Raw genomic sequence first — 12320 nt, 5'->3', positions numbered from 1 at the left:
CGGGCAAACGGATAACCAAGGTAGACAAAAGACTGGCTGCATGCACCATATCAGCGGAAGAGCATAAAGTATACAAATAGATTGTTTACGGAAGAAGGGAGTTCCATGCCCCCTCCTGGAAAGGGAAAAAAGACCGGTACCAAAAAACCACCGGTAAATCCCAACAAACAGATTCCAAAAGGATTGGAATATACAGTGGCTGCGCTGCTTCTGACCGGCAAACTGCGGGTTGATTCTGTCCAGATGTACACCGATGCTTCCTTATTCGTCAGTTTGGTGGGAAAGTATAAATCTTTGAGCGACACAAGCCCCGGCAATTCAAACAATGTAGATAAGCTGGTCAATTTTTTGGATGATAACAACAGCTTGACCTTAAACGAAATAATGACTGCCTTGAAGAAAAAATCTGATAACACCTGAAGCCGGAGAGTATGACAAAAGGGAGGCATACTACAGATGGATGACTTTGACGGAGAGGAATTTGCCGGCGCTATTTTGCTAATAATCGTGATTGCCCTGCTGATTTACGGCTCGACAGACATTAAGAATCTGACCGGTGCACCTGCTGCAGATTGATCGTTTATCCTCTGGGGGGGTTGATGCCTCTGTTTGACCTCACCACAAAAGGCTATTGCTTATTTCCAATAATTCGCTATACTGATAAAAATCAATATACATTCAATGAACGGGAAAGTAATGATCTTCGATCTAGTCCCCAGCGAGCCGGGAGAGTGTAAGCCGGTACAGATCCTGTCATGAAGCGCACCCGGGAGATGGACTTCTGAACTTGCAGTAGGAAGCCCCGGCTGAAGGCCGTTAACCTGTGAGGTGGCTGAACCCTGTGTTCGGCAACGAGAGTGGTACCGCGAGCGCTTATGCCTTCGTCTCTTTTAGAGACGGGGCTTTTTGTGTTTAACGGGCTCCTTGAATTTGCGGTTGGACTCTAGTCTTGGAGGAGGAGAAATCATTGTTAAGTCAACAGATCAGCAAGCAACTGGAACAAAGCGTACACAACGTAATCAGCAGCCTCGGCGCAGACTTGGCAGAACCGGTAACCGTCGTGCTGGAGCAGCCGGCGAATACGGATTTTGGGGATTATTCAAGTAACATTGCCATGCAGTTAGCCAAAAAGTTGCGCAAAGCCCCCATGGTCATCGCCGGACTGATCACTGTAGAGCTTCAGCAAATGGGAGTTACCGGAGGATGGCTTGATCGCATTGAGATCGTCGCTCCGGGATTTATTAATATGTACATCAACTGGCAGGAGTGGGCGGGGCATTCTTTTGGGCTCCCTCCGGGCAATGGGGAGAAAGTTATCGTCGAGCATACGAGCGTGAATCCGAACAAATCCATGCATATAGGCCACCTAAGAAACTCCTGTATCGGGGATACGCTGGTAAGAGTTTTGCGGAAAACGGGGCATAACGTAGAAGTCCACAACTATGTGGACGATCTGGGCAATCAACTTGCAGATACGGTAGCGGGCCTCCTTCATGTGCCGCTAGCCGGAGAGCATCTCCGTTTCGGGGATTACTGCTGGGATATTTATGCCGCCATCAACAAAGAGTATGCACAGCAGCCGGAGATGGTCCATAAACGGACGGAGATTCTCCATGAACTGGAGAAGGGGCACGGCAATACGGCCTGGCTCGGCCAACTGGTTGCGGAACGTATCGTAAAAGAACATGTCGCAGAAATGAAAAACTTCGATATCGGGTATGATCTTCTGGTCTGGGAGAGCAGTATTTTGCAAGAAGGCTTCTGGTCATCCGCTTTTCTTCTGCTAGAAGAGACAGCAGTGTTTATCCAGGAGACAGAGGGTAAACTGGCAGGATGCTGGATTCTGAAACAACCGGCGGCTGAAGGCGATTCCGAGGACCATCAGAAGGACAAGGTACTGGTGCGTTCCAACGGAATTTTGACCTACACTGCCAAAGATATCGCCTATCACCTCTGGAAATTCGGACTATTGGACAAGGATTTCAAATACAGCGAATTTAATGCAGGTCTATGGACTACCGGGTTGACTGGAGGACCTATGCAATTTGGCAAAGCGGATCGAGTGGTCAATGTCATCGACTACAGGCAGGAGTATCCGCAGGCTATGGTGAAGCAGGCACTTGAGGTGCTGGGGTATGCGGAGCAGGCAAAGAAGCTGCAGCATGTCAGTTACGGAGTCGTATCACTCAGTCCAGCTTCCGCCGCCGAGCTTGGTATCGATACTTCAGAGGGCAAAAGCTCCTACGCCATGTCCGGCCGCCAAGGCATTGGTGTGAAGGTAAGCGATCTGGTTCAGCTCATGGAGGACAGCATCGAAGCCACACGCTCCGACAAAACCGGCCTCTCCAGCCGGATCATCGCCACTGCTGCAATCCGTTATTACCTGCTGCGCTTCAATCTGGGCACAGAGATTGTGTTCGATTTCAAGCAGGCCATGGAGATTTCGGGTAATACCGGGGTCTATCTCATGTACACCTTCGCGCGTGCAGGCAGTGTGCTCAGCAAAACAGACTGTCCGGTGGAACAGGCAGCGGTTCCCCAGTTTCCGGAACGATTGGAGACAGCCGAGCTAGCCTTGCTGAGACAGCTCAGCACCTGGGAGGATACTCTCTACACGGCAAGCCGCGATCTCACGCCCAATAGTATTTGCAACTTCGCCCATACCTTGGCCTCGCTGTTCAACAACTTCTATTCCACCTGCCCGATCCTTAAGGGAGGAGATGCCTCCATCCGCTTCCGGGTCTGGCTAACGCTGCGTTTTCAGAATACCCTCGGAGAGGCCTTGGAGGTAATCGGACTGCCGAAGCCTGACCGGATGTAGACAAAATCGTTGGCGAAAAGGTTTTATAAGCGGTTGAATAATTCGGAAGATGGGTAGCGTCCATAGTAGAGTGATAGACGGGTTGAGTTGGACAGAGGCTGGTACGTAAGGATATTAAGCAGAGTCCCGGCAAAAACGATCTTAAATTGGAATAGAGGGAAAAACTCCCTCTATTCTGCGTTAGAAGATGCTTTTTAGGTGAATAGAGGGAAATCCCCCTCTAATTTGGGCTATAAGCTCTTCCAATGAACTTCTAACGATGTTAGAGGGAGGATTTCCCACTAACCCTATCATACAGAGGGATTCACCGGAAATAGCGGGTCTGTTTCCGCTTAATTTTTATTAGACGTAATAAGGGCTTATACTGTAAAAATGCTCCCTCCTCATCGGAGCATCTTCATCCCCCAGACGCACAAACAGCCTTCCCGAAGGAAGGCTGCTTAGTGACGTCCCGGAAGGGATTCGAACCCCTGACCGTGCGCTTAGAAGGCGCATGCTCTATCCAGCTGAGCTACCGGGACACATGTAAAAAATGAAGGTTTATAAGATATATGTATTAATGCAACGTTATTTATTATACCTTATTGATCAAATATTTCAAGAGGCTGCTTAAAAATCACCTATCCTTTTCTCATTGGAGGAAATCCATACATTCTTTCCTTGAGATACCGTGCCGGGGCAGGCCCAGCGGCACGAATCCCACTGCCGCTGCTCTTCACCCTACTCCTTTGTCTGTTCCTTTGCCGGCCTCAATCCGCTCCTCAAGACAACCTATGAAAATGTGCCCCTAACTGTTTTTTCAGATCTCCAAAAATAAGCAGCTCCTGCTGGAACTTCGAGCGTTCATCTTCCGGGGTCATAATGGCACTGCCTGTGAACCCGCTGTACGTTACATCCTGAAATGCATTGTGCAAATTATTATCAAACCAGTCGGTTGCGGTATCAGCGTCATTTGTCAGAATGCGTACAATTTCATAGCCTTCCTCGCGCTGGTCCTCAACAATGTACACCAAAAGTGCGGAGTCACCAACAGCTCCGGGCAATACGCCAACCTCTGCACATGGCGCACCGTCGTATTCGGTCATTCTGCGGATTTTGGCGTCTTTAATGTAATACACTGGTCATCATCCCTCCTGGCAAATTTTCCTCATCTCTAGTGTTCGGATAAGGACATACATTTTATGCCTTCCTTCGGCATATATCTGTATTACTTGGCAAAAAAGAAAGGACAACAATCGCACAAAAGAGAGGATGAAGCATCATGTGCGGAATAACCGGATTTATCCAGTGGCGCGGCGACCTTACACAGCACTCGCAACTGCTCGTAAAAATGACAGAAACCTTGGAGAACCGCGGACCGGATGCAGCCGGAACCTGGATCTCTGGCCCATGCGCCTTCGGACACCGGAGACTTAGCGTTATCGATCCCGAGAACGGCGCCCAGCCGATGATCGCCCGCCATGACGATAAGATGTACGCGATTGTGTATAACGGCGAATTATATAATGCCCCTGAGCTCAAAAACGAACTCAAGCAGCGCGGGCATCATTTTCTCACGGAATGTGATACGGAGGTTCTGCTCCACGCTTACATCGAGTGGGGACCGGACTGCATGGAGAAGCTGAACGGTATTTTTGCTTTTGCTGTCTGGGATAGCTTACGCGATCAGGTGTTTTTGGCACGGGACCGACTCGGGGTGAAGCCGCTGTTCTACAGTCAAGTCGACGATGTGTTCATCTTTGGCTCTGAGCCCAAAGCGCTGCTGCAGCATCCCAAAGTGAAACCGGAGGTCGGACCGGAAGGGCTCGCGGAAATTTTCATTATCGGCCCGGCCCGTACACCGGGACATGGGGTATACAAAGATATATTCGAGCTTCGTCCAGGTCATGCCATGATTTATAACCGGGATGGAATTCGTAAGTACGCTTATTGGGAGCTTACGAGCTACAATCACACGGACAATGTGGATGAAACGGCGCTCAGAGTTCGTGAACTGCTGCAGGATACGCTGGAGCGCCAGCTGGTTTCTGATGTTCCGGTCTGCTCGCTGCTCTCCGGAGGGCTGGACTCCAGTGCGCTGACCGCACTCGCCGTAGATTACTACAACCGCACCGGCCAAGGCCGGGTAGACACCTATTCTGTAGATTATGTCGATAATGACAAGCATTTCAAAAGCCATACCTTCCAGCCCGGCGCAGACGGCCCCTGGATTAAACGGATGGTCGATGAACTGAAGACGAACCACCACTATGTGGCCTTTGATACCCCTGAACTGGTGAAGGCACTGGATAACGCCCTCTATTCGCGCGATTTGCCGGGAATGACTGATGTGGATTCTTCGCTCTATTTATTTTGCCAGGAGATCAAAAAGAATGCGACCGTCGCCATTTCCGGCGAAGCGGCCGATGAAATATTCGGCGGATACCCGTGGTTCCACCGTGAGGAGATGCTGTCATCAGGCACCTTCCCTTGGTCGGTAGCGCCTAAAATGCGCGCAGAGCTCTTGTCCCCAGAGATCCGTGAATGGATTCGTCCGCTGGAGTATTTGGGCGACAGATACAGCGATGCGGTTGCAGAGGTGCCGCAATTGGACGGTGAAACCGGCAAACAGGCGCAAATGCGCGTGATGTCCTACCTCAACATTACCCGTTTCATGCCTACCCTGCTGGATCGCAAGGACCGGATGAGCATGGGCGTAGGCCTGGAGGTCCGGGTGCCCTATTGCGACCACCGTCTCGTGCAGTATGTATTTAATATTCCCTGGGAAATCAAGACCGTAGGCAACCGGGAAAAGGGAATCCTCCGGAAAGCACTGGAAGGCGTTCTCCCGGACGATGTACTCTACCGCAAAAAAAGCCCGTATCCCAAAACGCATAATCCGGCTTACTTAAATGCTGTTCGGTCACAGATGCTGAACATCCTGGATGATTCATCCTCACCTATACTACCTTTAATAGACGCCGCCAAAATCCGGGAAATCGCCGCTTCACCAGAGTCTTCCAGCAATCTTCCCTGGTTCGGTCAGCTCATGTCCGGCCCGCAGCTGTTTGCTTATCTGACCCAAGTCAATCTCTGGCTGCGCAAGTATAACGTTTCGATCAGGTAAAATAGCTGCCGGATCAGCATTCCCGGGACTTTGTAGCTGCACAGACGGGCCAACGTGATCATTCCCACAGCCGGTAAAGAGGAAAACCTCTACAACTATAGGTGAAACATATCTTGGCATAAGGGGTTTTATCCAGATGAAGTCCTCTGTTAACCGTGATCCTCTGTTCACCAAAAAGCTGACTGTCTTTATTCTGGTGACTTTTGGCTTCACCTGGCTATGCTGGCTGCCGCTGCTGCTCAATAAGCAGTATGCCGCTGGTCTGCCAGTGCTGCCCGGACAGTTCTATCTTGGCTCCTTCGGACCGCTGCTTGGCACACTGGTGAGCGTGAGAATGCCGGGTGCAGGCGGCTTAGCTGCCTGGTTCAGAACTGCTTTTTCCTCTAGCTTCCCCAAAAAGTGGCTGGCTCTGGCTGCAGGTCTGCCACTGGCCTATGGGGCGGTGGCCATTCTGGCCCATACCCTGATTACCGGCAGTGCGCCGGATATGCACCAGTTCGGCTTGACCTCTGATCTGCCGCCGCAGTTCGGTGTCTGGACGACCGCACTCGTGTGGATGCTTACCTTCGGGATTGGGGAGGAGAGCGGCTGGCGCGGCTATCTACTGCCTGAACTGCACACACGATACTCTCTGTTCACCTCAGCCCTGCTGGTTGCCGTTATCTGGATGGCCTGGCATTTACCGGCCTTCTGGTTCAATGAAAGCTATCTGGGGATGGGCTTTGGTGTGATCGGCTGGGCCATCAGCCTCACCTACGGCTCGGTCGTGCTGGCCTGGATTTGTGCTGGAAGCCGCTGGAGTATTCTGCCCGTGATCCTGTGGCATGGCATCTTTGATCTGCTTACCGCTAGCGACCAAGCGGCCGAGGTGATGGCTATGGTCTGCAGTATGCTGGTTATTATCCAAGGCATTCTGCTGATGCGAATCCTCGGCAGACGCCGTAGCGTCCCGCCCACACAGTAAAGCCCCCTCTGCCGAAAACAAGTTTGTTCTTCCAGAATCGACCGGCTTTCACGGCATTTTACAGTAATTGCCAACTACCGGAATTAGCGGCTGTACGCCATCTGTCCTGATAAGCCAAAAGAGCAAGTCCCGCGGAGGAGACTTGCTCTTTTTTGTGTGCAATATTTTATCTAATGTATTTAGTAGCTTAGAAGTTGAAATTATCCGGGTCCGGACCGAAGCGGTGATTCTGATTCAGGTCTTCAATCGCTTTGACATCCTCATCGCTGAGGGTGAAGTCGAAGAATCCCGCATTCTCCACGATACGCTCAGCATGCACCGATTTTGGAATCGTGATAACGCCTTGCTGGAGATCCCAGCGGAGCACAATCTGTGCTACGGTCTTGTTGTATTTACCAGCCAGTTCTTTCAACAGCGGGAGATCCAGATTGCCCTGCATGAGCGGGCTCCAGGCTTCTATCTGAATGTCATGCTCCTTCGCATACTTCAGCAGCTCGCGCTGGGTCAGCAGCGGGTGGAATTCCACCTGATCTACGGCAGGAACCACTCCCGTATCGTCGATAATATCCTGCAGATGATGCGGCTGGAAGTTGCTCACGCCGATGGATTTGACGAGCCCCTCCTTTTGCAGATGAACCAGGGCTTTCCAGGATTCCCGGTACTTGCCGGCCACTGGCCAATGGATCAGGTACAGATCCACAACATCCAGGCCTAGCTTCTTGCGGCTAACCTCAAAAGCCTTCAGCGCCGACTCATACCCCTGGTCACCATTCCACAGCTTCGTCGTAATGAACAGCTCATTCCGGTCCACTCCGCATTCACGGATAGCTTGTCCGACACCTTCTTCATTCTTGTATCCGGCAGCGGTATCGATACTGCGATAGCCCGTTTCCACAGCCGACTTCACAGCCTGAATGACTTCTTCACCATTCTTGGTCTGCCACACCCCAAGCCCCAGCCAAGGCATGGTTGCACCGTCATTTAACGTAGGTCCTCCAGAAAATGGCCCGTTTGCTTCAGTCATCAAATAGCCCTCCAAACGTAATGGTATTAAGCGGATACGGCCCGCCACCCTATACACAGGTTAGTGTCCGTCACAGCGAAAACATAAAGATAATCCAAACCGCTGCATGTCAGCGTGCTCGTCCTCTTACAAACTTCCTTTAACAAACTTCCTTTAACCTTAAATCCGGTATAGGAATCAGCCCTTTTCAAAAATCAGTATAGCAGTTCATGCCCCTAATGCAAAAAATGGAGTATGGCTGCCTACACAGCCATACTCCATTGCCGCTCACTTTATTTTCCGATCAGCCTGAAATCATCGAAATGGAATTCCGGAGAGACAATACATGAGACCAGTACCGGTTCTTCGCCGAGCGGCCGGGCTGCCTGCCATACACCCGGCGGGATAACCACCTGCGGCTGCTGGCCGGCTGCAATGTCGAGGCCCAGAACGACCTCAGTTACATTCTCGGGTTTATCACCGCTGCCTCCCAGGCTCAGGACAATCGGGCTGCCGGAATGCCACAGCCAGATCTCAGACGAGAGCACCGTGTGCCATTCTGAGGTTTCATCCGCATGCAGCAGAAAATAGATTGAAGAGGCTGAAGCTCTGGGCCCCGAGTAGCTCTCACCCAGAGTGTCCTGTGGAATTTCAAAAGGAGCATTCCATAGTCTCTTGTACCAGCCGCCTTCTACGTGGGGCTGCAGCCCCAGCGCTTCCACCAGTGGCGAAATTTCTTTGTGCGTCACCATATTCTCTCCTTAAAGTTTTGCCCAGCAAAACTGGCTTCGTAAGGGTACAGCTAAGTTGCGCAGTAAAACTGGCTTCATCAGTGTACCCTTCGTTTTGCTTTTACTTTAACGGAATGTGGCGTAATTGTAAAATATCCCTCTTACTTGCTCTCTTTGCTCGCCTTGAACACCTCAGCCATGGCGCCGAGTGCACCAAGCGTATCCACAGCACTGGTAGGCAGGAACACCTTGTTGGCCGCACCCTTGGACATTTCGGTCAATGCTTCAAAGGATTGATACGCCAACACCCGTTCATCCAATCCGGCGCTGCCGATCAGTTGAATACGGGCCTTTTCGGCCTCGGCTACGGCCTGAATGGCTTTGGCCTGACCCAGTGCTTCCAGTTCCTGCGCCTGACCTAATCCTTCCGCTTGACGGATACGCGCTTCCTTATCGCCTTCCGCCTTCAGGATCTTACTCTGCTTGTCACCTTCGGCACGCAGGATCATATCCTGCTTAGCGGCTTCGGCTTCCAGCACGATCGCGCGTTTGCTGCGCTCTGCCTTCATCTGCTTATCCATCGCTTCCTGGATATCGAGCGGCGGCTTGATATCGATAACCTCTACGCGCTCGATCCGAACGCCCCACTTCTCCGTGGCCTCATCCAGCGCCAGGCGGATGTCCGAGGAGATCTTTTCCCGGCCTGATAAGGTTTCATCCAGCTCCAGCTTACCAATGATCTGCCGCATGGTAGCTGTGGAAATATTGCGTACCCCGTATACATAATCGGATATACCGTAGGTTGCTTCTTCCGGACCTACCACCTGATAGAAAATAATCGTATCGATCTGAACCTGTACATTATCCTTGGTAATCACTGTCTGCGGCGGCACATTGGCCTGCTGAATCCGCAAATCATGATACGTCCGTACCTGATCGATAATCGGTATGAGAATATTAAGTCCCGGTGTGAGCAAACGGTGGAATTTACCGAGACGCTCTACAACCCCTACCCGCTGTTGCGGTACGATTTTGACAGTTAGTGCGACAAATACGACAACAACAAAAATGATAATCCCAATAATAGCCCATTGCATTAGAACATATCCCCCCATCGTACTACTTCAATAATTGTCGAGCTTCTTCCAACTACTTTGACCACTTCATCCTTGCCCAGCGGCTCTATGGAGGTTGCACTCCAGGTATCGCCGCCGACCTTAACCTGGCCGTATCTTCCCGGCTCAATCGGTTCAATGACTACCCCTTGCCTGCCCACAATCTCAGTCCCTGTATCCTTGAAACCCCGCGAACTGCGGAATCTCGCCACCAGCGGCTTGGAGCAAATCGTCAGCCCCAGGGCAACGATCGAACCGGCCAAGACCTGCAGTAATACCGCATCCGGCAGCAAAAGGGACACAAGACATGCTGCCAGAGCACCGATGCTTAACCAGAGCAGATAAAACGTAAGCGTCATCATTTCGACTACAAACAGGACACCGGCTGCAACTAGCCAAAACACCCAGAACACCATCGGTGAACCCACCACCTTCCGCTATATACTACTATAACGAAAAAAACGGCCTCGCGTTGCAATAAGTTTTTGAAGGCATGGATCTAGGCATCCATAACCATTATATTTCATCCGATGGTAGCTTATGATGACAATACATTCTTCCTGTCTGAAAATGCAGCGGCGGAGAATTCGAAAATAGATGGATCGGCGTCACTTGATCCGCCGGAAATTATCAATCGGCAAAAAGCCTGCAGAGTCGGCGCAGCCTTCTCAGCAAGCTTTTGGTTATTCAATATTGTTAATTCAACAGCCAGAGAGCAGGTGTCAACACCGGCTCCCAGCCCGGCAGCGAGGTATGTGCCTGGCGACAGGTGTACACATTGCCGCCATAGCTCACTTTGTCGCCCACTTTGTAAGCGACTCCTGCTGCCCAGGCGCTTACTCCCGGAGTCGCCGTTGGAGTTGGGGTAACTGTAGCAGTGGGCGTTGGCGTTGGTGTAGCTGACGGTTTCACTGTAGCGGTTGGCGTTGGGGTAGCTGTTGGTAATGATGTCGGTGTCACTGTTGGCGTAGCTGTTGGCGTGGGTGTTGGCACCACTCCACCGCCCAGATCGGTGTTCAGCTTGTTCTGCAGAGTTTTGTTACGGTCGCCGCTAGTCTCCCAGAACATCGCTCCTGCCAGTCCTTTGGTTTTGATATAACTGGTTTTGTAGCCGAAGGACTCTACGTCATCATAGCTGATGAATGTTTGTGCAGACGGATTATAGAGATAAGGCACTTTTGAGGTGTTGTTCCAATAGCGGGTATAGCCGTTTTTGTTAATATAGTTGGCTTCGAGATCGTAGAAGTCATAGCTTCCCTTTTCCCATGTGCCTGTGGACGAAATACCGGCTGATACCTGATATTGTCCGTTTCCTGTACCCGGCGCACCGCCCCAGCCGCGTCCATAGAACGGCATGCCCAGTACGAGCTTATTCGCCGGGACTCCGCTTGCGAGGTAGCTTGTGACGGCTTTGTCAATATTGTAATTCGCCGGCTCAGTCAGACCTGATGAGGCTGCAGCCGGATCGTAGTAGAGCGGAGCATTGTGTCCTGTAGTCTTGTTCCAGCTGCCGTTGAAGTCATAGGTCATAATATTGATCCAGTCGACAACGGCAGCAATGCCGCTAAGGTTATTGTTCTGAATGTATGCCGGGCCTGCTCCCGAGGCGATGGTCAGCAAGTAGGTTTTACCATCGGCGGTTCCGGCTGCATTCAGCTTTTCACGGATTTTCTGCAGTAGCAGAACGTAATTCTGCTTATCCTCCGGACGGTAGCTGTTACCTGCAAGACCGCCGCTGACCGGATACTCCCAGTCCAGATCGACACCGTCCATTTTATATTTCCGGATGAAATCAACTGCGGAATCCGCGAATACTTCACGGGTCGCTGCCGTGGCGGCAACGTCAGAGAAGCGGTTCGACCAGGTCCAGCCCCCGACGGATATCACCGTTTTCAGGTTGGCGTTCTTCTCTTTCAGTTTCCAGAGCTGCTTCAGATTGCCTTTAATCGGGTCATCCCACTTGTCATCCCCGAAGCTTTTCTGGGCATCAATCCAAGGATCACCCAGCACAATCGTGCCATTCGGAACGCTAATCGTCTGGCCTTGTTCATTTTGACAGGTCCAGGTGACCGGATTCGGTCCGGTAGGGTCGGGATTGCCATGAACCCCATTCCAGCAAATATCGGCAAACGCATAGTTAATCACATTCATTTTGCTGGGATCGATATCCGTTACATTGTAGGCCCGCCCATAGGCAGCCCAGGAAGCATAATAACCGACGAGCTTGTAGCCCGCAGCAGCATTTGCCGTTTTAATATTGGTGCCTATCGTTGATAAGAGTGCAATCACAAGAGCAACGGCCATGCCAAGCGCAAAGGTTTTACGAAATCTGCTGTTTGTCGACCTCATTTTCATTTACCTCCTCGGTTCGGTACATAGCTTGTAATCCTGCTTCACAGGCAAAGCTCTTTGTGTCACCTCCATATTGGGATTTACCTTCATCCATCGTCTCTATCAAATTCACGACATCCAGATGCTAGATTAAGTACACAAAAAAAGCACACGAAAAATGATCATTTGTGCTCTTAATCTTGTAATCTTTTCATAGCTGCAATCTCTGTAATGTTGTCTAGTGTAAGG

Annotated in this window: 10 protein-coding genes, 1 tRNA gene and 1 other annotated feature; of the genes, 4 read left to right on the top strand and 7 right to left on the bottom strand. The window is 51.1% G+C overall.

Annotated features, from left to right (window positions below; translation table 11 throughout):
- The first annotated feature begins 81 nt into the window (after nt 1-81).
- Together ACAN54_RS20590 and ACAN54_RS20585 are read left to right on the top strand one after the other, a co-directional pair.
- Nucleotides 82-420 carry a hypothetical protein gene (locus tag ACAN54_RS20590; protein WP_379159659.1) on the top strand — a complete coding sequence of 113 codons (339 nt, stop codon included), beginning with the start codon at nt 82-84 and terminating at the stop codon, nt 418-420.
- A 252-nt stretch (nt 421-672) separates the two neighbouring features.
- Nucleotides 673-892 (top strand) — a binding site (T-box leader).
- A gap of 75 nt (nt 893-967) precedes the next feature.
- Complete coding sequence (locus tag ACAN54_RS20585; RefSeq protein WP_379159656.1) at nt 968-2821, top strand: arginine--tRNA ligase; 1854 nt, start codon at nt 968-970, stop codon at nt 2819-2821.
- Nucleotides 2822-3268: 447 nt separating this feature from the next.
- On the opposite strand, the gene ACAN54_RS20580 is transcribed toward ACAN54_RS20585, so the two are convergent.
- Both ACAN54_RS20580 and ACAN54_RS20575 read right to left on the bottom strand, forming a co-directional pair.
- A tRNA-Arg gene (locus ACAN54_RS20580) sits at nt 3269-3342 on the bottom strand.
- 240 nt (nt 3343-3582) lie between these two features.
- Nucleotides 3583-3939 (bottom strand): hypothetical protein, encoded by a 357-nt coding sequence (locus ACAN54_RS20575; protein ID WP_379159653.1) that lies wholly within the window; start codon nt 3937-3939, stop codon nt 3583-3585.
- A gap of 143 nt (nt 3940-4082) precedes the next feature.
- Between ACAN54_RS20575 and asnB the strand changes: the two genes are divergently transcribed.
- On the top strand, nt 4083-5927 hold the full coding sequence (gene asnB / locus ACAN54_RS20570; RefSeq protein WP_379159650.1) for an asparagine synthase (glutamine-hydrolyzing): 1845 nt from the start codon (nt 4083-4085) through the stop codon (nt 5925-5927).
- 136 nt (nt 5928-6063) lie between these two features.
- On the top strand, nt 6064-6891 hold the full coding sequence (locus ACAN54_RS20565) for a CPBP family intramembrane glutamic endopeptidase (RefSeq protein ID WP_379159647.1): 828 nt from the start codon (nt 6064-6066) through the stop codon (nt 6889-6891).
- A gap of 187 nt (nt 6892-7078) precedes the next feature.
- Here the strand turns inward: ACAN54_RS20565 and ACAN54_RS20560 are convergent, their stop codons facing one another.
- The 5 genes from ACAN54_RS20560 to ACAN54_RS20540 all read right to left on the bottom strand — a co-directional run bounded on the left by ACAN54_RS20560 (nt 7079) and on the right by ACAN54_RS20540 (nt 12095).
- Nucleotides 7079-7915, bottom strand: a complete 837-nt coding sequence (locus ACAN54_RS20560) for an aldo/keto reductase (RefSeq protein WP_379159644.1) — start codon at nt 7913-7915, stop codon at nt 7079-7081.
- A gap of 272 nt (nt 7916-8187) precedes the next feature.
- Nucleotides 8188-8646, bottom strand: coding sequence for a cupin domain-containing protein (locus ACAN54_RS20555; RefSeq protein ID WP_379159641.1), 459 nt, complete (start codon nt 8644-8646; stop codon nt 8188-8190).
- 140 nt (nt 8647-8786) lie between these two features.
- Entirely contained in the window at nt 8787-9722 is a 936-nt protein-coding gene (locus ACAN54_RS20550; RefSeq protein WP_379159638.1) for an SPFH domain-containing protein, read from the bottom strand.
- Nucleotides 9722-10144 (bottom strand): NfeD family protein, encoded by a 423-nt coding sequence (locus tag ACAN54_RS20545; RefSeq protein ID WP_379159635.1) that lies wholly within the window; start codon nt 10142-10144, stop codon nt 9722-9724. The genes ACAN54_RS20550 and ACAN54_RS20545 overlap by 1 nt, the downstream gene beginning before the upstream one ends.
- Nucleotides 10145-10436: 292 nt before the next feature.
- Entirely contained in the window at nt 10437-12095 is a 1659-nt protein-coding gene (locus ACAN54_RS20540; protein ID WP_379159632.1) for a glycosyl hydrolase family 18 protein, read from the bottom strand.
- Nucleotides 12096-12320: the final 225 nt, after the last annotated feature.

Source organism: Paenibacillus diazotrophicus (genome assembly GCF_042610465.1).
This window is presented reverse-complemented; position numbering and strand designations above follow the sequence as displayed.

What these genes read in the sequence shown, in the direction of transcription:
- ACAN54_RS20560 (WP_379159644.1), bottom strand. Translation starts at nt 7,915, where the DNA reads ATGACTGAAGCAAACGGGCCATTTTCTGGAGGACCTACGTTAAATGAC.
- ACAN54_RS20550 (WP_379159638.1), bottom strand. Translation starts at nt 9,722, where the DNA reads ATGCAATGGGCTATTATTGGGATTATCATTTTTGTTGTTGTCGTATTT.
- asnB (WP_379159650.1), top strand. Translation starts at nt 4,083, where the DNA reads ATGTGCGGAATAACCGGATTTATCCAGTGGCGCGGCGACCTTACACAG.
- ACAN54_RS20565 (WP_379159647.1), top strand. Translation starts at nt 6,064, where the DNA reads ATGAAGTCCTCTGTTAACCGTGATCCTCTGTTCACCAAAAAGCTGACT.
- ACAN54_RS20555 (WP_379159641.1), bottom strand. Translation starts at nt 8,646, where the DNA reads ATGGTGACGCACAAAGAAATTTCGCCACTGGTGGAAGCGCTGGGGCTG.
- ACAN54_RS20540 (WP_379159632.1), bottom strand. Translation starts at nt 12,095, where the DNA reads ATGAAAATGAGGTCGACAAACAGCAGATTTCGTAAAACCTTTGCGCTT.